The organism is Bacillus sp. FSL M8-0077 (assembly GCF_038050255.1).
GTDB classification, from domain to species: domain Bacteria; phylum Bacillota; class Bacilli; order Bacillales; family Bacillaceae; genus Bacillus; species Bacillus altitudinis.
This window is the reverse complement of sequence record NZ_JBBPAF010000001.1, coordinates 751,826-772,733: the sequence shown is the minus strand read 5'-3', so window position 1 is coordinate 772,733 and position 20,908 is coordinate 751,826. Positions and strand designations below refer to the sequence as shown.

19 protein-coding genes are annotated in these 20,908 nt (G+C 39.8%); 6 read left to right on the top strand and 13 right to left on the bottom strand.

Annotated features, from left to right (window positions below):
• Positions 1–102 precede the first annotated feature (102 nt).
• Positions 103–750, bottom strand: a complete 648-nt coding sequence (locus NST57_RS03825) for a DUF3885 domain-containing protein (protein WP_341298082.1) — start codon at positions 748–750, stop codon at positions 103–105.
• Between the two features lie 113 nt (positions 751–863).
• Between NST57_RS03825 and NST57_RS03820 the strand changes: the two genes are divergently transcribed.
• Positions 864–1,064, top strand: coding sequence for a hypothetical protein (locus tag NST57_RS03820; protein WP_025206887.1), 201 nt, complete (start codon positions 864–866; stop codon positions 1,062–1,064).
• A gap of 10 nt (positions 1,065–1,074) precedes the next feature.
• Here the strand turns inward: NST57_RS03820 and NST57_RS03815 are convergent, their stop codons facing one another.
• Both NST57_RS03815 and NST57_RS03810 read right to left on the bottom strand, forming a co-directional pair.
• The gene (locus tag NST57_RS03815) at positions 1,075–1,989 is read right to left on the bottom strand and encodes an NAD(P)/FAD-dependent oxidoreductase (RefSeq protein WP_341298081.1); all 915 of its coding nucleotides are present in this window, start codon (positions 1,987–1,989) and stop codon (positions 1,075–1,077) included.
• A 64-nt stretch (positions 1,990–2,053) separates the two neighbouring features.
• Entirely contained in the window at positions 2,054–2,491 is a 438-nt protein-coding gene (locus tag NST57_RS03810) for an Rrf2 family transcriptional regulator (RefSeq protein WP_341298080.1), read from the bottom strand.
• 181 nt (positions 2,492–2,672) lie between these two features.
• Here NST57_RS03810 and NST57_RS03805 point away from each other — a divergent pair, with 181 nt between their 5' ends.
• Complete coding sequence (locus tag NST57_RS03805; protein WP_007496834.1) at positions 2,673–3,044, top strand: hypothetical protein; 372 nt, start codon at positions 2,673–2,675, stop codon at positions 3,042–3,044.
• 54 nt (positions 3,045–3,098) lie between these two features.
• Here NST57_RS03805 and NST57_RS03800 read toward each other — a convergent pair whose 3' ends face one another.
• The 3 genes from NST57_RS03800 to NST57_RS03790 all read right to left on the bottom strand — a co-directional run bounded on the left by NST57_RS03800 (position 3,099) and on the right by NST57_RS03790 (position 6,578).
• On the bottom strand, positions 3,099–3,953 hold the full coding sequence (locus NST57_RS03800; RefSeq protein ID WP_341298079.1) for an SMI1/KNR4 family protein: 855 nt from the start codon (positions 3,951–3,953) through the stop codon (positions 3,099–3,101).
• Positions 3,954–4,059: 106 nt separating this feature from the next.
• The gene (locus tag NST57_RS03795) at positions 4,060–5,034 is read right to left on the bottom strand and encodes a tRNA dihydrouridine synthase (protein WP_341298078.1); all 975 of its coding nucleotides are present in this window, start codon (positions 5,032–5,034) and stop codon (positions 4,060–4,062) included.
• Between the two features lie 404 nt (positions 5,035–5,438).
• On the bottom strand, positions 5,439–6,578 hold the full coding sequence (locus NST57_RS03790; RefSeq protein ID WP_341298077.1) for a Rap family tetratricopeptide repeat protein: 1,140 nt from the start codon (positions 6,576–6,578) through the stop codon (positions 5,439–5,441).
• A gap of 351 nt (positions 6,579–6,929) precedes the next feature.
• Between NST57_RS03790 and NST57_RS03785 the strand changes: the two genes are divergently transcribed.
• Positions 6,930–7,412, top strand: coding sequence for a hypothetical protein (locus NST57_RS03785; RefSeq protein WP_035391418.1), 483 nt, complete (start codon positions 6,930–6,932; stop codon positions 7,410–7,412).
• 55 nt (positions 7,413–7,467) lie between these two features.
• Complete coding sequence (locus NST57_RS03780) at positions 7,468–8,040, top strand: hypothetical protein (protein WP_341298076.1); 573 nt, start codon at positions 7,468–7,470, stop codon at positions 8,038–8,040.
• A gap of 65 nt (positions 8,041–8,105) precedes the next feature.
• Here the strand turns inward: NST57_RS03780 and NST57_RS03775 are convergent, their stop codons facing one another.
• The 3 genes from NST57_RS03775 to NST57_RS03765 all read right to left on the bottom strand — a co-directional run bounded on the left by NST57_RS03775 (position 8,106) and on the right by NST57_RS03765 (position 11,063).
• Positions 8,106–8,363, bottom strand: coding sequence for a hypothetical protein (locus NST57_RS03775; protein ID WP_341298075.1), 258 nt, complete (start codon positions 8,361–8,363; stop codon positions 8,106–8,108).
• Positions 8,364–8,707: 344 nt separating this feature from the next.
• Positions 8,708–10,093 (bottom strand): 23S rRNA (uracil(1939)-C(5))-methyltransferase RlmD, encoded by a 1,386-nt coding sequence (gene rlmD / locus NST57_RS03770; protein ID WP_341298074.1) that lies wholly within the window; start codon positions 10,091–10,093, stop codon positions 8,708–8,710.
• Positions 10,094–10,154: 61 nt separating this feature from the next.
• A complete protein-coding gene (locus NST57_RS03765; RefSeq protein ID WP_007496845.1) occupies positions 10,155–11,063 on the bottom strand; it encodes a diacylglycerol kinase in 909 nt (302 codons plus the stop codon).
• A 181-nt stretch (positions 11,064–11,244) separates the two neighbouring features.
• Here NST57_RS03765 and NST57_RS03760 point away from each other — a divergent pair, with 181 nt between their 5' ends.
• Positions 11,245–12,198, top strand: coding sequence for a nucleoside hydrolase (locus tag NST57_RS03760; RefSeq protein WP_341298073.1), 954 nt, complete (start codon positions 11,245–11,247; stop codon positions 12,196–12,198).
• 55 nt (positions 12,199–12,253) lie between these two features.
• Here NST57_RS03760 and NST57_RS03755 read toward each other — a convergent pair.
• Together NST57_RS03755 and NST57_RS03750 are read right to left on the bottom strand one after the other, a co-directional pair.
• Positions 12,254–13,404 (bottom strand): IS3 family transposase gene (locus tag NST57_RS03755; RefSeq protein ID WP_142152928.1). Its coding sequence is split into 2 segments (ribosomal slippage): positions 12,254–13,131 and positions 13,131–13,404, totalling 1,152 coding nucleotides; the frame shifts between segments, so codons are not numbered across the junction.
• Positions 13,405–13,518: 114 nt separating this feature from the next.
• Positions 13,519–16,668 carry an efflux RND transporter permease subunit gene (locus NST57_RS03750; protein ID WP_341298072.1) on the bottom strand — a complete coding sequence of 1,050 codons (3,150 nt, stop codon included), beginning with the start codon at positions 16,666–16,668 and terminating at the stop codon, positions 13,519–13,521.
• A gap of 131 nt (positions 16,669–16,799) precedes the next feature.
• Between NST57_RS03750 and NST57_RS03745 the strand changes: the two genes are divergently transcribed.
• The gene (locus NST57_RS03745) at positions 16,800–17,645 is read left to right on the top strand and encodes a TetR/AcrR family transcriptional regulator (protein ID WP_008344236.1); all 846 of its coding nucleotides are present in this window, start codon (positions 16,800–16,802) and stop codon (positions 17,643–17,645) included.
• A 352-nt stretch (positions 17,646–17,997) separates the two neighbouring features.
• On the opposite strand, the gene gatB is transcribed toward NST57_RS03745, so the two are convergent.
• Together gatB and gatA are read right to left on the bottom strand one after the other, a co-directional pair.
• Positions 17,998–19,428, bottom strand: coding sequence for an Asp-tRNA(Asn)/Glu-tRNA(Gln) amidotransferase subunit GatB (gatB, locus tag NST57_RS03740; RefSeq protein ID WP_007496855.1), 1,431 nt, complete (start codon positions 19,426–19,428; stop codon positions 17,998–18,000).
• Between the two features lie 13 nt (positions 19,429–19,441).
• Complete coding sequence (gene gatA / locus NST57_RS03735) at positions 19,442–20,899, bottom strand: Asp-tRNA(Asn)/Glu-tRNA(Gln) amidotransferase subunit GatA (protein ID WP_007496857.1); 1,458 nt, start codon at positions 20,897–20,899, stop codon at positions 19,442–19,444.
• Between the last annotated feature and the right edge of the window lie 9 nt (positions 20,900–20,908).

Sequence of the window (20,908 nt, the reverse complement as noted above, 5' to 3'; positions counted from 1 at the left end):
AAAATACCCTCCAAATTATCACTTAGTTTAAGTGTATCACTTGAAGGGTGTTTTTTTATGTCCCATTTGACTAGGTTAGTCTAGTCAAAAGTGCGGTTTTTCTTATTTCCCGGCAAACAACTGATCCATCTGAGCACGATCATAGTCTAATAGCCAGTGCTGTAAACCTTCATAAACTGGATGCAGATGTTCTGGATCTGCCGCAATAAGATCACAGCCTCGATCATCATATAAGTGGAAAATCATCTGTTTTGAGAGATTGATGAGATAAATGTCATAACCAAGCTTTCCTTTCATGATTTGATTCGGTTTGTAGAAATCCTCTTGGCATATGGCTTGTAATAGCGGGCGCAATCGAATATCTTGCAGCTGACACTTGAGTGTAAATCTCTCTATTTTCATTGTTTCTTCTAGTTTTGGTTGTACATAGGCCAAACGCTCGTGACGCAATCGGTGACACACTTGTCGGTCGGCATATTTTTGATAAACTAGGAGCTTTTGCTTCGTTAATTCATGTTCATGCTGCGTATAGACATCCGTGACAAGTAGAATATCGTCTTCTGGATCAAAAGCATATCTGACAATTTTTAAAGCCCGATCGTCTGCTTTTTCTAATACAACCGATTCTTCTCCTAATGACCAATCTGCCACTTCAAAGCGAAGACCAAAAGGCCACCCATAAAAAAGAGGCGGCGTGAGGACAAGGTCAGGAAAATGACTTTTTAAAAAACGATTGGTTTGATCGCTCATCTCATGTCCTTCCATTGGTTTTATTTCTTATTTTACCGTTGAAACTGATGGAAATTCAATTGGAAATAAACTGTCATTTCTTATATGATAGAAAGAGATGGAGGTGTGACCAATTGAAAAAATGGTTTTTACAGGTGTTCCTCACCGCATTGATCACGATGTGGATACAGACTGGACTTGATCAGGCGAACATCATTCATATCACCAATGTATGGGTCGATGTCAGCAGCTGGATCCTAATCTTCTTTGTCATCTACGCACTTTTTGAATGGACTGCTCACGTCTTAGCAAAACGGAAAATCGCTCATCGCTGAACATCTCTTTTTATAGAGGTGTTCTTTGTTGAAACTCTTCCTGCACAAGTTCATGAATGACGCCCATTCCTGCCTGACTTCCAGCTGCTGCTGCAAGAACAAGCTGAGCAGGTCCGCCTAAATTATCACCACATGCAAAAATACCGCTGACGGTTGTACGCCCAAGAATATCTGTTTCAATGCCCCCATTTTTCGTCATTTGACAGCCTAGTTTTTCAGCAAAAGGGGTTGACTGCTTGAAATCACTTGCGACAAATCCGCCTTCTCTTTTCACCGTTTCCCCATTCGCAAGGTGAAGAGAGTGAAACTGCCCATTGTCATGATTGATCGCTACAATTGGTACATCAATGACTTGAATAGAATGCGCTGATAGCAGTGCTTTCTCCTCTTCAGCTAACACTTGCTGTCCATTTGTAAACACAATCAAATCCTTTGTCCAATTGGAAAGAAGTTTCGCCATATGCAAAGCGCGCTGGTTCTCTGCAATCAGGGCAAGTGGCTTGTCCTTTAGCTCCCAGCCATCACAGAAAGGACAGCTAAACAACGTCTTTCCATACACTTCATGAATCCCCTTCATTTCTGGCAGTATATCCTGAAGTCCTGTTGCCAATATGATTTTCTTCGCTTCGAATCTTTCTCCCTCTTGTGTCAGTAACGCGAAGTTGTCCTCATGATTTTGTATCTCCACAATTCTGCTTCGTTTGATTTGAATATCAGGGTAGTTTTGAAGATCCGCTTCTCCCGCTTGTCTGATCTCAAACGGTGTCATTCCATCGTTTGTAATAAATCCATGTGATTCCTGAGTCACTCGATTTCTTGGCATCTCATCATCGAATACCATGACCTGTTTTCTGCCCCGCCCCACAACAAGAGCTGCATTTAATCCGGCTGGCCCGCCTCCAATAATGGCACAATCTAATAACATATAAATCTCTCCTTTTTATCCAAGACTTTAAAGACTCTTAATATCTATAATTTATTCAAAAAAATCACATCTTAAAAAATGGATTTTTTTCTGTCTGCTCTATTTGGCTTGCAATATCAACTAACCGCTTTTGACTTAACGTCTTCTGCATTTTCGTTTCAACATCTTGCATGACTTGTTCAATCAAACAGTCATCGTGAGGCATGAAAGAATCATGTGCTAAGGAACAACGAAATAAATTGGTTTGTCCTTCTACCGCCTGAATGACGTCTAGAAACGAAATGTCTTCCTTCTTTTTCAGAATGGCGTAACCACCTTTTGCGCCAGGTGTTGATTCAATCAATCCCGCCTTCACAAGCTTTGTTAAAATTTTGGATAAATAAGTGGGCGAAAGATCTTGCATCTTGGCGAGAGGCTCAACGCCTATTGCTTTCCCCTTTGGTGCAAGAGTTAAAAATACCATCGTATGAAGCGCATAGTTGGTCGCTTTAGAATATTTCATCGAAACATTCCTTTCTATCTATTGTAGACCTTTTATATCTGTAATCGATCATAAAAGATTCAAGAAGAAAAAGCAAGTATTGTGGATCTGCTTCTTTTTTCATTCCACATTTCGCATTTCCTTCCGATAATAGAAGTAAGCACGAATAAAAGCTTGATGAAGACTAGAAGGAGTGAAAAAAATGTCAGATCAACAGCACAATGCAGCACACGAAGAAGAAGAGGAATTTAACGTATACGACATGCTTCCACCCGCAGGAACAATCATTGGCGAAGCAACAGAAGAAGAAATGGAAGCTGCGGCAGCACTAGAAGTGAGACATTACGCCTTTATGCGTCTGCAAGACTCGTACATTCAATTTGATGGATCTTCTTATAAAGAATTGCTTAAAGACTTTCAAGAACTAGAATTTGATTCTGCAAAGTTTTGGAGAGCCATCGCACGACGCCTACAAGTCCCATACGAATGGCCAATCCGAATCGACCATGCAAACGGTCCTATTTATATTGGTGAAACAGAAGATAGCCGTGATGTTGAAGAGAGTGCGGAGTAAAGGAAATGGTGACCCCCTTTTTAGTAAGGGGGTCTATTTTTAAAATGATAGATCTTATTCCTCTAAATCAAATTCCAATGCGATTGATATATTAAAGGCAATGTGAGGCATTTCATCTATTTCTGATTGACTCAAATGCTTCGCAAAACGACGTGCATGCTCGACAACATCAGCATGCTGCTTAATCATTTCGTCATTCATTATAAAGATCGTATTGATTGCCCAGCCAGCAGTCGTTAACATTTCTTCGTTCTGAAGGCTGTCCATATACGTTTCCACCTCAGAAAAAATCCACTTGATATCATCAATTTGTTCCACTTGGAAATTCGCGATTTTTGAAAGTTGCTCAGGGTCTTTGGTTAAAAAGATATCTTTCACTTCTTCTTTTGATAATGGTTTATTCTGTTTTTCATATTCAGCCTGCCACTCTTCATCCGACATTTCATCTTCTTCACTATCCTCTGCGGTATAATGCCCCGCAATCAATTCATCAAACGAATCCGCTAATTTAAAATCCGTCTCATATTCCAGATCAAAGTAATGAACCGGCGGATGTTCCTTAGTATCTCTATAATCCAATGCGATCCACGTATGACCATCCCCACAAATAAGCACAAGTCCCTCAGGCAATTCCCATTCTTCTATTAAATAATCACTATCCATAATACCTTCGCCTTTGGCAATTCCTCTTAAATGATCAAATGACACATGATCCTGTGCCCATCCATTCGGCTGGTCTGTTGGAAAAGCATTATGCAAGGTATAACCGCCATTTTGTTCAAGAATCAGTTTCTTATATGTATCAGGCAAGATGACGCCTAGTTTCTTTTCCGCTTTTGCAATGCCTTTTTCATTGATTTTCTTAAATGTCTCTTCACTTTCTCTGTCTGTATCCCAAAATGGTTTCAAATAAAATACCTCCAATTGTTATTTCTATATCATTTTACCATTTGAGAGAACTAGTTTAATAGTCCTATTCATAAAAAAAGAGAAGGGTTACCCCTCCTCTTTTTGATTATGATTGTTCCTGATTTCTCGCTTCAAATTCATCTAGCATTGCACGCACTTCATCTGTTGATGATGTGTTCATTAATTGGTTTCTTAGGAAGCTCGCTCCTCTGAATCCTTTTACATAAATCTTAAAGAAACGATGCAGTGCCTTGAATGGACGCAAGCCTAATGAGGAATATTGATCATGAAGATCAAGATGCAATCTTAAAAGACCTAGCAGCTCATCACTCGTATGCTCCTTCGGCTCTTTTTCAAAAGCAAATGGGTTATGGAAAATCCCGCGTCCAATCATCACTCCTTCCACTCCATACTGTTCAGCAAGCTTTAAGCCAGTTTGACGGTCAGGAATATCACCATTGATCGTCAAAAGCGTATCAGGGGCTACTTCATCACGCAATTTCTTAATCTCAGGAATGAGCTCCCAATGCGCATCTACCTGGCTCATTTCCTTTCTAGTACGAAGGTGAATCGATAAATTCACAATGTCTTGCTCCAAAATGTGTCTGAGCCAACCACGCCATTCATCGACCTCTGTAAACCCTAGTCTTGTTTTCACACTAACAGGTAATCCCCCTGCTTTTGCCGCTTGAATCAGCTCTGCCGCAACGTCTGGGCGTAGAATCAATCCACTCCCCTTCCCGTTTTGCGTGACATTTGGGACAGGACAGCCCATATTAATATCAAGCCCCTGAAATCCTAATTCCGCCATTCCAATACTCATTTGTCTAAAGTTCTCAGGCTTGTCTCCCCAAATATGAGCAACAATCGGCTGCTCATCCTCTGTAAATGTTAAACGGCCTTTCACACTTTGAATACCATCAGGATGGCAATAGCTCTCACTGTTCGTAAACTCTGTAAAAAACACATCCGGTCTCGCCGCCTCACTCACAACATGACGAAACACTACATCTGTCACTTCTTCCATTGGTGCTAATATAAAAAATGGCCGTGGTAAATCACGCCAGAAATTTTTACTCATCCTTCATCCAATTCCTCTCATGACATAGCGCCTTTTGGGGCATGTCCTTCTATAAAGTCTTTCAGCAATTTTTATCATTATATACTTTTGTAAGGATTCAACGCAAAAGGAGTATAAAATGAACAAAATACTATCAGCACCTTATAAAATATCAAAAATTTGAGGAGACGTAAACGCCGTTCAAAAGCTACTTCTGGGAAACGTGTCACGCGACGGGCAGCAGGAACAGTATCCGGCAAACTAATGAAAAGATATTCAAATAAAAAAGCCCTATGCAGGGGCTTTTTAAATTGTAATTGCCTTTTCTGTTACATGATAAGTGTTAGAAGTAATGATTTTATCAAGTGACCAACCGGCAGCGAATAACACAGAAAAAATTGTTAAACTGATAAATAACTTTTTCATCATAACGCCTCCGCCATTTTTAGTATTTGTTGTTGTGCTTTAATGGTCTTTTTTAGATATTCTCTATTCAATTCAAAATTCCCTTTTTGATAATGATAATCTGCGAGTTTTTCTGATAACTCCGCTACATCTTGCCACAAACTTTTGCTTTCTAAATAACTGAGGCTTTCATTTACCTCCGATTCATTATATTCTTCAAAAAGCGCATAAATGATTTTTAATTTAGCTATATATTCTTGGTCGTCTGCAAAGTTAGCTCTATTTAAGCCAATGGTGAAATATTGGTTTCCTCTATCTTTTTTATCTTGTTCGTAGAATACCCAGGACAACATATAAAGTGTTCTAATTCCCGAGATCGTTTCGGCATGTTCTTTTATTTGAATTGAATTTAGAAATTCATTTTCTGCGGTTTCAATTTCTCCGGCTCTTTTTTTCACTAAACCTAAATTATGATGTATTACACCAATAATCCGTTGGGCTGTTTCCTCATTAAGCTCTTGAGCCAAGCTCAAGGCTTCCCTATAATAAGATTCTGCCTCATCTAAGCGGTATAAGTCATACATATTCGCTCCAAATTTGATATTACAACCGACTACTTTCGCTTTGTAAAACTCGCTTGTTGAATACATTTCTTTTGCTTTTTCCAAATGGTTTAACGATACGAAATGTTGATCAATGCGATAATATGCATCAGCTAGTTTGTAATGAAATTCGGCTCTTTCTATATCATCGGGAACATTCTTTAAATGTTCTTCAGCAGCCTTGTAAAAATTTATAGCAGCAACATAATTTATTTGGTGGAATTCGTGCATACCTCTAAAGAAGTTTGAATAGTAGTCAAGCGTTCCTTTGACGTGGGGCTGTTTGTTCTCTATTTCTCTGAGTAAATCGGGTAAAGTGGGGCGTTGTTGATTCATTTCAATAGGCACAAGACTTTCAAGCATGAGTCGATGCCTAAACTCCATTAATTGATAATATAGCAGTAAATCTTGATCCTCCTCTTCCATGTTCTCTATTTCTCTTTCAACCTGTTCTTTTAAAATCTCTGCATCCGGCACGCTGAATGTCCTTATAAATCTATACCAATCATTTATTAATATACCAACTTGAGAAGAAAGAATTCTCTCCACTCCTACCATCCCCTTCCTTGCTATTCCCTATAATGACATATATTATCATTTTCAAAATAATTCCACACCGAAAAGAAACCGCAATTTCTCCATAAAATAAAATACAATTATATAGACACACAAATGTATAATATTGAAAAAATACAGTATTGAAATAACATTTACCCTTAATTTGGTTGTTGTTGCAATTTTTATGTAAATCAAAAAAGGAGTGATTATCTTATATCAAAGTCCTATAAGAATTTAAGACATATGCCACTGTTTTTTCTCAAGATGTATTTTATAATTGAGGCTCGAACAACAAGATTTTTTTAGCACTATAAACAGCCTCTTCATTAAATTTTCGGAGGCGAAATTACTATGACTTTTAGAAAGAAGTTTGTTCCTGTACTATTAAGCGCAACTTTATTAACTTCCGGTCTTGGTGCGACTACTGCGTTTGCAGCGGAGCCAACTAAATCAATAGCACCAGTACATACAAAGGTATATAAAACATCTTTACAACAAGCCGCAACAAATAACAGCACTAGCCCTATTCAATCAAATGCTTTAACAACTCAAACAGCCGCAAACGGGGAAGTTTCTACTCAAGGGGCTGTTTCATGGTCATATAAAGCATTCCGAGGTGCTTTACGTTCTGGTGGATGGTTACTATCAAAAGCATTGAAACCCTTTAATCCAAAGGTTGCTGCTTGGATCAGAAAGAAATCTGCTAAGATCGCAAAGGTAATGGATAAAGGGGAAAAGTGGACAGAAAAACAGTTTGTAAAAGCTTTTGTTAAAATGGGTGCACCTAAAGATGTTGCTAAAACTTTGGCAAAATTCATCATTACTCTTATTTAAATAAACAATAAGTGCTATTAGTTTTCTAATAGCGCTTTTTTATGGAGGGTATATATTGTCTTTTTCTTATGTGATTTCATTGACTTTTTTAATACTCCTTTTAGTTTCTATCATATTTTATACTTTTTTAAGGAAAAAAAATGTTGTAGATGAACCCCCAGGTGCTATTGCTGCCGTTCTTCTTATTTTACTAATATGTTTTTCCTTTGGTTTCGTTATTGCTATTCCGACTTTCATGCTTTACCTAGTATCATTGGGAGTAAATTTTCTTTTCGGCGAATACATAATTTATGATTCATTTTTCTCTTTGGTGACCTTTTCTTTGTTAGTTAGCATCATCGTAATTTTTTGGTCATTTATAGTTTTATTTATAGGGAAAGGAATTATTTTTTTGTTGAAGGTCCCAAAATGGATAACTTATATTTTAGAATTTTTTGCTTCGTGGGCTCTTATTTACTTTTCAATTAAATATGTACTAAATATGGAGATAGTTGAAGTTTCTATATGGGGAAATGGTATATTGATTTTATCTTTCTTTGTTAGCTTTTTATACATTGGTCTTGATATCATATCCTCTGCGCTTGATCAAAAGAATCAGAACATAGAAGAAGAGCCCCCTATCCAATAGTCGAGAAGGGGGGCATTTATTTAATTCATAGCTTTTACTACTATAATCATATGTCTATAGATTTTTTATTTAAATAACTTTTCTAACGCTGCTTTAGTCTTTGGACCATAGATATGTAATTCATTATCCGGATACATTGGCTTGATAAAGTTAATATTATTCATCTGTGTTTCAGCACAGCAATGAAAATCATCACCACCGCAAACTCCTTGTTCTATCCATTGCTTAAATGAAATAACTAGCTTTTGTATTCCGGAAGCAATGCCTCTCTTAAATTTCACCTTATTCTCTTTAAAATCCAAAATACAGATTAAATTTTCCATCAGTTCTCATAATATCTTGCTTTATTAATTTGAATGTCTTAATAATGAATTTGAAAGCTAAGTGATCAATTAGGATTTACCAGCTTTTCCTCCTTATTATTTATGTGCCAAAATATTAATCCTATCTGAGCCTTACCCTCATTTTCTTACGATTTAAAACACCTATTTTCGATCAAATGTTTTGTTAACGTTTTTTCAGAGTGATAGTTAATTTATCCTATGACAGTAGAGGAACTATAAGAGAAAAGAGAAGTTATTTGACAAAAAAATCCCGGAACCCTATTGAGTAATACCGGGATAATATTGAGTTAAACAATGTTAATTATCTGTGAGAGAATTTTATTTTAATTAGACAATTCAAGGAATAAAGACGCCACGCACTCCACATGACTCGTATGCGGAAACATATCCACAGGCTGCACTTCCTCTGTCACATACCCTCCATCTTCAAGAATACGCAAATCACGAGCAAGCGTACCAGGATTACAGGAAACATAAACAACTCGTTTTGGTTTCATCTTTAAAATGGTGTCAAGCAGTGCTTCGTCACAGCCTTTTCTTGGCGGATCGACAACGAGAGTGTCTGCTTTAACGCCTTCTTTGTACCAGTTTGGGATAACGGTTTCTGCTTCGCCGACTGCGAATTCAACGTTGTCAATCCCGTTTAAGGTAGCGTTGCGTTTTGCATCTTCAATTGCTTCTGGCACAATTTCTACGCCATACACTCTGCCCGCTTTTTGTGCGAGAAACAAGGAAATCGTACCAATTCCGCAGTATGCATCAATCACGGTTTCTTCGCCTTTCAGTTCTGCATATTCAAGGGCTTTATCATAAAGAACCTTTGTTTGAGCTGGATTCACTTGATAAAACGAGCGGGCTGAAATGGCAAATTTGATGTCGCCAATCGTGTCATAAATGTATTCTTCTCCCCATAAAACAGTCGTTTCGTCTCCGAAAATGACATTTGTCTTCTTTGAATTCACGTTTTGCACAATTGACCGAACGTGTGGGAAACGTGCTATAATCTGCTCAATCACCTGCTGCTTTTGAGGAAAATCAGCCGTTCTAGTAACAAACACAACCATCATTTCACCTGTTGCAATACCGTAGCGAACCATGACATGACGCAGCCAGCCTTTGTGCCGCTCTTCGTTATATGCTTTTATGCCAAACGCATTGCAGATGTCTTTTATAGCCTGTACCACTTCGTCATTTTCTGACTGCTGGATCAAACATTTTTCCATATCAATAATTTCATGGGTACGCTGCTGATAAAATCCTGCAACAAGTCCGCCTTCGCGTTCGCCAACTGGTACTTGTGCTTTGTTTCGGTAATTCCAAGGGTCTTCCATGCCGAGTACAGGATAAACTTTTACACGGCTCATATCAAGCTTGCCGATCCGCTCCAATACGTCCTTTACTTGTTTCTGTTTAAAAAGCAGCTGGCCTTCATAGCTCATGTGCTGAATTTGACAGCCGCCGCACTGCTTATAGATAGGACATGGCGCATCTTGCCTGTGCTGACTTTCCTTTGTCAGCTCCATGAGTCGTCCAAAAGCAAATCCTTTTTTGACACGAGTGACTTTGATTTTCCCTTGTTCGTCAGGAAGGGCATTCGGTACAAACACAGGGAAACCCTCGATTTTCGCTACTCCTGCACCTTCGTGCGTTAAATCTTCGAAGGTTACATTGTAGTATTCATTTTTTTGAACAGGCGGTTTTATTTTCACCAATTTTATCACCTCATTTGCAAAGAAAAACTTGGTCGCCATAAGGAACCAAGTTGAGTCTTCACCCTATTTTTTCAGCTGTTGCTTTTGGCACAATAAATTCAATATGGCGATACAGGTTTTCAAATTCACCTGGCAGCATGCCGCCGTATTCACCATCTAAATTCAATTGCATTTTATCTTTTACATCTACCTTCACGCGATTCGCTTTTGCGTAGATGACATTGTTATCATGAATATGCTCGCCTCGAAGTGCAAGACTGACCACTCGAATGGCTTCTGCTAGGTTGACCTTCTTTAAAATAATCAGGTCAAACATACCGTCATCTAAAATAGAATCTGGTGCCAGCTTTTCAAAGCCGCCTACTGAGTTTGTTAGTGAAACAAGAAACAGCATGATTTCTCCATGAAACAATTTGCCGTCATATTCAATTTCGACTTCTGTCGGGCGAATGGAAGGAAGCATCTCCATGCCTTTCAAATAATACGCAAGTTGTCCTAGCATGGTTTTCAACTTACTAGGCACTTCATAGGTCAGCTCTGTTAATCGGCCGCCTCCCGCAATATTAATGAAATACTGTCCATTCACTTTACCAATATCAAGCGGCTTTGCTACACCATCAATGATGGCATCTGTCGCTTTTAAAATATCTTCTCTTGGAATGCCAAGTGCTCTTGCGAAGTCATTGGTCGTTCCAACTGGAATGATTCCTAATTTTGGTCTTTTTTCAAGCGGTGCTAATCCATTGACGACTTCATTAATCGTGCCGTCTCCACCAGCTGCTACAATTAAATCAAAATCTCTCTGTGCGGCTTTTTCGGCTGCTTGTGTTGCATCTCCTGCACATGTCGTCGCATGACAAGATGTTTCATAGCCAGCCTGTTCAAATTTTTGCAAAACCTGCGGTAAATTCTTCTTAAAGAGTTCACGTCCAGATGTCGGATTGTATATAATTCGAGCACGTTTCATTCATCATCATCCTATTATCATTATGCAATCTATTTTCACCACTAACAACCTTTAATTATACTATGAGTTTTGAAAATGGCAACAGAACAATCCCCTAATATTTGAAATCTCATGGCACGTTTCCCTGAGCAGATCAGCATTCTGATAAGATAAAAGAAAACGCTGCAAAGGATGGTATGCCATGAAAAAGCCTGTCTATTTCAATCATGACGGCGGTGTTGATGATCTCGTGTCCTTATTTCTACTTCTTCAAATGGAACACCTGAAAGTGATCGGGACGTCTGTGATTCCTGCTGATTGTTATTTAGAGCCTGCGCTGAGCGCCTCTCAGAAAATTATTGATCGATTTAGCCCATATGAGATTGAAGTAGCCGCTTCCAATTCTAGAGGTGTGAATCCATTTCCAAAGGAATGGCGCATGCATGCTTTTTATGTAGATGCCCTGCCGATTTTAAATGAAAAAGGCACTGTTGATACAAAAGTGTCCAAGCTTCCAGCACACCTTCATCTAATTGAAACGGTTAAAAAGGCAAAAGAACCTGTCACTCTGCTCTTTACTGGTCCGCTCACAGACCTTGCACGCGCTTTAGAAGAAGATCCTTCAATCTCTAATAAAATTGAGAAATTGGTGTGGATGGGCGGTACGTTCCTTGAAAAAGGCAATGTCGAAGAACCCGAGCATGATGGGACAGCAGAATGGAATGCCTTTTGGGACCCTTATGCTGTCAGCACTGTTTTTCAGGAGCGCTTTCCTATTGAAATGGTCGCGCTTGAGAGCACAAATCAAGTTCCGCTTACACCTGATATTCGTCAGCGATGGGCTTCCCTTCGTTCTCATATCGGGATTGATTTTATTGGACAGTGTTACGCCTTTTGCCCGCCGCTCATTCATCATGAAACCAACTCGACTTACTACTTATGGGACGTGCTGACAACGATCACTCTTGCTTCCTCATCATTTACTCGTTCAAAGGAAATGAATGCGATCGTTTACACCGAAACGCCAAAGCAAGGACGTACCGAAGAGCATACAGATGGAAAATCAATTCAAGTGATTGACCATGTCGATCGTGATGCATTTTTCCAAGCATTTGAAGAGCTTATGAAAAGAGCTGTTTGTCAGATTTCAACATAAAAAAGCCCCGCCATCGGGACTGACCCCCGTTTTTGAGACAGGGATCAAAACACCTTTATACAGCCAATTGCCGATAGTTTATCGGTGATTGGTTGTTTAGTTTCGTTTGAATACGAATGTTGTTATAATAATAAATGTATTCTTTGACAGTGCGTTCTACGATGTTGGTCGTAGTGCGGTCAATCCTGTTAAGATAGAACGTTTCAGACTTTAGTGAGGAATGAAACGATTCGATGGAGGCATTATCAGCGGGCGTCCCTTTACGGGACATGCTCATGGTAATGCCTTTTATATGAACAGCTTTCTGATACTCGTAAGATGTATACACAGAACCTTGATCGCTATGTAACACGCAATTCTCAGGCAGTGCTGGGAGCTGATTAAGTGTGTTTAAGATAAAGTCTGTGTCCTGCTTATCACCAATCGTAAAAGCAATCACTTCTCCATTATATAAATCCAATATACTGGAAAGGTACAATTGTTTCTGTCCATAAGGCAAATACGTGATGTCCGTTACTAGTTTTTCAAGAGGGCGATCAGACTGAAAATTCCGATCCAGTATATTACCGGCCACGGCATAGGGCTGCCCATTCTTCTTACGCTTTTTCATTTTAACCCGGCATTGCCACTGGTTTTTCTGCATGATACGTTGAACAGTTTTATGGTTAATACGCATTCTCCTTTTTAGTATGGCTGTGATTTTTCGATAACCATATCGATATTTGTGCTTTCGGCACAACGTGCCGATTTGTTTCTCTAGTTGTCTTTTAGAATGATTCTGAGTCAGATCCTTTTTCCATCTATAGTACGAAGTGCGTGAGATGCCTAAATGGACACAGATGTCCTGTACTGTCATCGTTTTGCACAATTCTTCTACCAGTTTGATTGACGTTTCCTTATCAACTTCCTTTCCAATTCGTTGTACTTTTTTAAAACTTCATTCTGTTGACTCAAATAGCGATTTTCTGCCTGCAGTCTCTCTAATTCGGAAGAGTACTCGGGACCCTTTCCATAGGTATATTGTTTTCCAACAGGCTGTTCGAACCGGTGTGTATCCCCAGCCTTATGCCACCTCACCCATGTCTGAACCTGCGTCTTATTCTTGATATTCAATTTCTGCATGATCTCTTTCATAGGTACGCCTGCCAATCTCATTTCCACAGCCTTCTGTTTGACTTCAACCGGATAACTCACTCTTGTCCCCATAGAAAAAACACCTCCATGTTTTATTTCGGTTCACAACGATCCGTTTTCAAACTTGAAGGTGTTTTTTATTTGTCTCATATTATGGGGTCAGTTCCATCAAAGCGGGGCTTCATCTCAATCTTCTTCTACATATTTCTTTTTGCGTTTAAATTTGCTTAACATTTCATATACGATTGGTACGATAACCAATGTCAGCAATGTTGAACTTGCCAGACCACCAATGACTGTGACGCCAAGGCCTTTTGAAACAATTTGGCTTCCGCCTTCAAATCCTAATGCTAATGGAAGAAGTGCCCCAATTGTCGCAAGTGCCGTCATTAAGATTGGACGTACTCTTATTGTACCAGCTTCCAGTAATGCCTCTCTTGTTGAGAGTCCTTCTTTCTCTTTATTAATGACTCGGTCAATTAAGACAACGGCATTTGTTACGACGATTCCTATCAGCATCAGCAAGCCAATCATTGCGTTTAAGCTGATCGTTTCTTTCGCTACAAACAATCCGACCAAGGCACCAATGACTGTGAATGGTAGTGAGAACAGGATCGCAAATGGTGCAAGCCCTCCACCGAATGTGATAACTAATACCAGATACACAATGGCAATGGCAGCTAGCATCGCAATCCCTAACTGTGTGAAGGATTCCTGAATATCTGCGCTCACACCGCCTGAATCAATAGTTACACCAGATTTCAAGTCAAGCTTGTCGACCTTTTTCTGTACGTCTTGTGTGACACTCGCTACGTTGTCCGTTGTAATATCTCCGGATACTTCAGCGTAGATTTTACCGTCACGTTTCGTGATTGTATTTGCCGTTGTTCCTTCTTTGACCTTCACTACATCTCCGATTCGGATTTCTTGCCCTGTAGGTGTCGTGATTTTTTTATCTTCTAAATCTTTCTTACTCTTGTATTCGTCTTTATCTGTTTGAAGCTTCACATCAATTTCTGTGCCGCCCTCTGTCACCTTCGTTAAAGTGATTTCGCTGCTTTGATGTGCAATCTCTTGTGCGATTTGGGAAGCTGTAAGGCCTAGTTTAGCAAGCTTCTCTTGGTCTGCGTTAAATGTGTATTCATCGTATTTATCAGCCAAGCTTGTGCTCACGTTTTTCAAGTTCTTCTCATCTTTTAAAATCTTTTCTACATCGTTTACTGTACCTTCAATGTCACTTGCTGTATCACCATACACATAGTAAGTGACAGAATTGCTCGTACCGCCAGATGAGAAATCTTGTAACTTCCATTCACCTTGAGATGCATTTTTTTGAATATCTTTGCTGATTTTTTCTTTTTCTTGTTCAAAGTTCGGTGTGTCATCTTCATATTTAACAAAGAAGAGCGCACCATTTGAAGTTCCGCCAGCATTTTCTATCAGAGCATTTGATGTACCTAATGAATATTGAACTGTATCGACATGCTCACGTTTCATTAAGTATTCTTCTGCTTTCTTCGCTTCATCTTCAGCCTGTTCTCTTGTTTGTCCAGGCTCAGGTGTGTACGTGATTATTGCTGTTTTTTCACTTTCCTGTGGCAAGAAGCTAACGCCAACAAGTGGTGCTAAGAATAAGCTTCCGACAAGCATAAGAACGGCAATTCCAGACGTAATCCATTTATGATTTAATGTCCAGTTCAACACACGTCTGTAGCCAAGTGCTAGCTTGCTTGGCTTGTGTTCTTTGAGCTCTTTTCTATCGCCATACAAGTTTTTCTTAAACAAGCTGTGTGCCATCATTGGAACGATCGTAACGGCTATAAGAAGTGATGCAAGTAATGCAAACACAATTGTTAATGCAAATGGGATAAATAATTCACCGATCATGCCACCAACAAGTGCTAATGGCAAGAACACGGCAATTGTGACTATCGTTGAAGACATAATTGGCAAGAACATTTCTTTCGTTGCTTCTCGTACAAGGGCTTTTCCTCGTAACGGTTCATCTTTGAGTGCCATTCGTCTGTATATGTTTTCTATGACGACAATGGAGTCATCCACGACACGACCAATTGCAACGGTCATCGCGCCAAGGGTCATAATGTTCAGTGTAATATCGAGCTGATTTAAAATTAAGATAGCAATTAACAGTGATAACGGGATCGAGATGACCGAGATCAATGTTGATCTGATGTCACGAAGGAACAAGAGAATAATAATAACGGCGAAAATGGCACCAATGATTGCTTTATTCAGCATTGTGCTGACAGATTCTTTGATTGGCTCTGCCTGATCATAAGTTGAACTTATGTTCATTCCATCGTTGTCTTTTTTAAATTTGTCTAGTTCTTTTGTGACTTCTTCTGCAACACTAACTGTATTTGCATCAGAGCCCTTCATAATTTGAAGTCCGATACTATTTTTACCGTTAGTTTTTGAGATTGATTCTGCTTCTTTTACTACTTTGATATTGGCTATTTCAGATAACTTCACTGTTGGGAGCTCTACAGACTGACTGCCCGCTGCTGCTTGTTGCTCAGCACTTCCAACTGCACCTGTATTTCCTATTCCGCCAGAGGCATTACCGGCCCCTCCTGTCACAGGAATACGCATATTTTTCAAGTCTTTCACGCTTAAAATGTTACCGTCCACGACAACCGATTTTTGCTTGTTGTCAAATGTGTATAAACCAAGTGGCAGGTTTACATCGGAACCTTTGATGATGTTTTGAACGGTTTCTTCATCTAAACCGTATTCTTCGAGTTTCTTTTGTTTAAATGAGAATTGCACTTCTTTGATTTGTTGACCAGATGCATCTACAGATGAGATTCCATCGAGACCTTTGAGTGCAGGGATCAAATCATTTTCAACTTTTTCAGTTAATTCCTGTAAGGATTCTTTATCGCCAGACACACTGAGTGCTAAAATTGGAATGGCGTTAATGGTGAAACGTGCGATTTTTGGTTGTTCCGCATTTTCTGGGAAGTTGATATTGCTAATCGCATCTTCAATTTCTTTTTTCGCCTCATCCATGTCTTTGCTATAGTCATATTCAATTTGAATGGATGACGCATTTTCATATGAATTGGAAGTGACGACACTCACTCCATTTAGGTTTTGTATCGACTTCTCAATTGGATCTGTCACCTTATCTGATACTTCGTCCGGCGTTGCGCCAGGATACGTTGTAGAAACCGTAATGACTGGAGTGTTGATATTCGGGATTGATTCTTGTTTCATATTCAATCCGGCATATAGACCAGCAACTGTTACGATAATCGTCATGAGCCATACAGCGAACTTGTTCTTTAATACAAAATTGATGATCGAATTCATTATGTCCTCCATTTTCCTTTATGTATTGACTGACTGGTCATTCTATATCATAATAAACGGTGATATACAATGCCGTCAACCATTTCACTTGCGTTTGACGTAACATTCTAAAGCTGAAGGGGCCTTATTTCATGAACGAAAAAAAAGAAAAAATCATTAAAGCAAGCATTCAATTGTTTGCGAAAAAAGGTTTTTCTTCTACGACCATTCAGGAAATTGCAGATGAATGCGGAATTTCTAAAGGTGCATTTTATTTGCATTTCAAATCAAAAGAACAGCTTTTCAACAGAGCGTTTGAATATTATATCGACACGTCTATGCAAAGTATTGAAAAGATTCGAAAAGAAAATCAGCATCTTGCGCCTAGAGATATCTTTCAGAAACAAATCGCTCAACAGTTCCAGCACTTTGCTGAGAACAAGGATTTTATCATTTTGATCCTCAGCGAGAACATTATTCCGGAAAACCAGCAAATTAAAAAGTATTCCAAAACGGTTAAAAAGCAGATGAATGATGAAATCCAAATTTCTATTTTGACCACGTATGGACAGGAGATCGAACCATATATAACTGACCTGTCAGTCATGATTCAAGGAATCATCCAATCTTATGTGCAGGTACTGCTTTTACAAGATCAGATGCAATTATCATGTGATGAGCTCTCATCCTTTATTCTCGACCGATTTGATGATTTGGTGCATGGGCTTCTCCGTTCTCATGCGAAGCCGATTCTAAAGCAAAACATTTGGGATGATGAAGCGCCAAATGCCGCTACTCTTCAAGAAGAGCTTCGATTGTTAAAATCTGAGCATCTGCTTTCGGATGATACCCTTGTATCCATTGAAGTTATTGAAGAAGAATTGGCCAAAGATGAGCCTCGCAAGCCGGTCATTCAAGGGATGCTGACAAATTTAGAAACGTGTGAGGACTCCGCTGTCCAAAGAGCTGTGGAACAATTGAAGCTATTCCTCCAATGACAATACGTGGCGATGTTCACTTTAGTTCACCTTTATCCCCTTTGAATATGTGCTAAAGCTTATGCTTCATTATAAAAAAAGAACCAATGAATTGATATACGGCGATGGTCTGATCTATGATAAGACCCTGTCATGTCAATCAACAAAAAAACCTCATCTTCCATGAGACGGTTTCAGCGTATAGGCAAACCCTCGCATTCGCCCGCAGTTCTGCGCTCCGGTGCTCGCCCTTCCTAGACTTCAAAGGTTTTCTATCACACTGAAAAAGAAGACAAAGGGCTAAAATAAAGTTTATTTTAGCCCTTTGTCAACAATTTAAAAACCGCCTCTTCCATGAGGCGGTTTTTGCGATTTATCGTTTTTTGATTTCTTCGAGAAGAATCTTGTTGACCATCGGCGGGTTTGCTTGTCCCTTCGATGCTTTCATGATTTGTCCGACTAAGAAACCAATCGCACGGTCTTTCCCATTTTTGAAGTCTTCAATGGATTGCGGGTTGTTATCAAGTGCTTCTGTGACAAGTTTGAGCAGTGCACCTTCGTCAGAAATTTGGACAAGTCCTTTTTCTTTGACGATTGTTTCTGCGTCGCCCCCATTTTCAATAAGCTCTTTGAATACCTTTTTGGCAATTTTAGAAGAAATCGTTCCTTTTTCGATGAGCTTGATCATGCCAGCCAGTCCTTGCGGCGTTAGCTTCGTATCTTCCAGCTCTTTTTGAGCCGAGTTTAAGTAGGCAGATACTTCACCCATGAGCCAGTTTGATGCTTGCTTCGCTTCAGCACCCTCTGAAATGGTCGCTTCAAAGAAATCAGACATTTCTTTTGTCAGCGTCAGTACCATTGCGTCATATGCAGGAAGTCCAAGTTCATCAATGTAGCGTTTGCGGCGCTCGTCTGGAAGCTCTGGAATCGATGCTCTTACACGTTCTTTCCACTCGTCATCAATGTAAAGCTCCACCAAATCTGGTTCTGGGAAGTAGCGATAATCATCAGAGCCTTCTTTGACACGCATCAGGATCGTCTTTTTAGACGCTTCATCATAGCGGCGAGTTTCTTGTTCGATCAAGCCGCCAGAAAGCAATACTTGCTCTTGACGTTTTTCTTCGAACTCAAGACCTTTTTGAACGAATGCGAATGAGTTCAAGTTCTTGAGCTCTGTTTTCGTTCCAAACTCTTCACGGCCAATCGGACGAAGAGAAATGTTGGCATCACAGCGCAGTGAGCCTTCTTCCATCTTACAGTCAGAGACGCCTGTATATTGAATAATGGATTTTAATTTTTCTAAGTAAGCATACGCTTCTTCTGGCGTACGAATGTCAGGCTCAGATACGATTTCAACAAGTGGTGTACCTTGACGGTTGAAATCGACGAGTGAATAACCGTCGCCTGTGTGCGTCAGTTTTCCTGCATCCTCTTCCAAATGAAGACGTGTAATACCAATTCGTTTTGTTTTGCCGTCTACTTCAATTTCAATCCAGCCATTTTCACCGATCGGTTTATCAAATTGAGAAATTTGATACGCCTTTGGGTTATCAGGATAGAAATAGTTTTTACGGTCAAATTTTGTATCAGTTGCAATCTCACAGTTCAGTGCCATTGCCGCTTTCATCGCAAAGTTCACCGCTTCTTTGTTCAACACAGGCAGTACGCCAGGATAACCAAGATCGATGACACTTGTTTGCGTATTGGCAGCCGCACCAAAAGGCGTCGGTGAGCTTGAGAAAATTTTTGATTGTGTTTTGAGCTCTACGTGGACTTCAAGTCCAATTACCGTTTCAAAGTTCATTCTGATTCACCCCTTACAGTTCAGGTTTTGCTTTATGATGATCTGTTGCTTGTTCGAAAGCGTGAGCCACGCGGTAAACGGTTCCTTCATCAAAGTGTTTACCGATGATTTGCAGTCCTAACGGAAGACCATTTGCAAATCCACAAGGCACACTGATTCCTGGAACGCCTGCAAGGTTAACAGGGATCGTTAAAATGTCGTTTGCATACATCGTCAGTGGATCGCTTGTCTTTTCACCAATGTTAAATGCAGGAGTTGGTGTTGTTGGTCCTACAATGACATCATACTTTTCAAAAACATCTTCAAAGTCTTTTTTGATCAGCGTACGGACTTTTTGCGCTTTTTTATAGTATGCATCGTAATATCCTGAGCTTAGAGCGAATGTGCCAAGCATGATGCGGCGTTTGACTTCGTCTCCAAAGCCTTCAGAACGGGTATTTTTATATAAATCAATCAGGTTGTCTGCATTGTCTGTACGGTAGCCATAGCGAATACCGTCAAAACGAGCAAGGTTGGCAGATGCTTCTGAAGATGAAAGCAAGTAGTAAGTCGCAAGCGCATATTTAGAATGCGGAAGAGACACTTCTTCCCATGTCGCACCAAGTCCTTCTAATACTTTCAACGCTTGAAGAACAGACTCTTTTGCTTCTTCGCCAACACCTTCGCCAAGATATTCTTTTGGTACAGCGATTTTCAAGCCTTTGATGTCGCCAGTTAATGAAGAAAGAAAATCTGGGACATCGACATTTGCACTCGTTGCGTCCATTTGATCAACACCAGAAATCGCTTGAAGAACATATGCATTGTCCTCCACATTACGCGTAATCGGCCCAATTTGATCTAATGAAGAAGCAAATGCGATTAAACCGTATCTAGATACACGGCCATACGTTGGTTTAAGACCCACAACACCACAGAATGATGCTGGCTGGCGAATGGAGCCGCCTGTATCTGATCCAAGAGAGAATGGTACTTCTCCAGCTGCAACAGATGCTGCTGAGCCACCACTTGACCCACCTGGAACCGTGTTTAAATTCCACGGGTTTTTCGTTGCTTTGAAGCCTGAGTTCTCCGTAGAAGATCCCATCGCAAATTCGTCCATGTTTAATTTACCGATTGTGACAGCTTCCGCTTCTCTTAAGCGGTTCACAACGGTTGCATCGTAAATAGGATCGAAGTTTTGCAAGATTTTACTTGATGCCGTTGTACGTAAATCTTTCGTCACGATGTTATCTTTGACACCGATCGGCATACCGAACAATAGACCAAGCTCGTCCTTTTCACCAACGGCCTCGTCCAATTCTTTTGCGTACGCACGTGCTTTCTCTTCGTCCAGCGCTAGGAATGCTTGTACTTTCCCGTCTACTTCATGGATTCGTTTATAAGACTCGTCCACTAAATCAGAAACAGACAGTTCCTTTTTATGTAAAAGCTCTTTTAATTCAGAAATTTTGTGGTCAAACAGTGACATGCCTCAGGC

What these genes read in the sequence shown, in the direction of transcription:
- NST57_RS03750 (WP_341298072.1), bottom strand. Translation starts at nt 16,668, where the DNA reads ATGAATTCGATCATCAATTTTGTATTAAAGAACAAGTTCGCTGTATGG.
- gatA (WP_007496857.1), bottom strand. Translation starts at nt 20,899, where the DNA reads ATGTCACTGTTTGACCACAAAATTTCTGAATTAAAAGAGCTTTTACAT.
- NST57_RS03795 (WP_341298078.1), bottom strand. Translation starts at nt 5,034, where the DNA reads ATGAGTAAAAATTTCTGGCGTGATTTACCACGGCCATTTTTTATATTA.
- NST57_RS03760 (WP_341298073.1), top strand. Translation starts at nt 11,245, where the DNA reads ATGAAAAAGCCTGTCTATTTCAATCATGACGGCGGTGTTGATGATCTC.
- NST57_RS03785 (WP_035391418.1), top strand. Translation starts at nt 6,930, where the DNA reads ATGACTTTTAGAAAGAAGTTTGTTCCTGTACTATTAAGCGCAACTTTA.
- NST57_RS03790 (WP_341298077.1), bottom strand. Translation starts at nt 6,578, where the DNA reads ATGGTAGGAGTGGAGAGAATTCTTTCTTCTCAAGTTGGTATATTAATA.
- NST57_RS03805 (WP_007496834.1), top strand. Translation starts at nt 2,673, where the DNA reads ATGTCAGATCAACAGCACAATGCAGCACACGAAGAAGAAGAGGAATTT.
- NST57_RS03825 (WP_341298082.1), bottom strand. Translation starts at nt 750, where the DNA reads ATGAGCGATCAAACCAATCGTTTTTTAAAAAGTCATTTTCCTGACCTT.
- NST57_RS03745 (WP_008344236.1), top strand. Translation starts at nt 16,800, where the DNA reads ATGAACGAAAAAAAAGAAAAAATCATTAAAGCAAGCATTCAATTGTTT.
- NST57_RS03765 (WP_007496845.1), bottom strand. Translation starts at nt 11,063, where the DNA reads ATGAAACGTGCTCGAATTATATACAATCCGACATCTGGACGTGAACTC.
- NST57_RS03775 (WP_341298075.1), bottom strand. Translation starts at nt 8,363, where the DNA reads ATGGAAAATTTAATCTGTATTTTGGATTTTAAAGAGAATAAGGTGAAA.
- NST57_RS03810 (WP_341298080.1), bottom strand. Translation starts at nt 2,491, where the DNA reads ATGAAATATTCTAAAGCGACCAACTATGCGCTTCATACGATGGTATTT.
- gatB (WP_007496855.1), bottom strand. Translation starts at nt 19,428, where the DNA reads ATGAACTTTGAAACGGTAATTGGACTTGAAGTCCACGTAGAGCTCAAA.
- NST57_RS03815 (WP_341298081.1), bottom strand. Translation starts at nt 1,989, where the DNA reads ATGTTATTAGATTGTGCCATTATTGGAGGCGGGCCAGCCGGATTAAAT.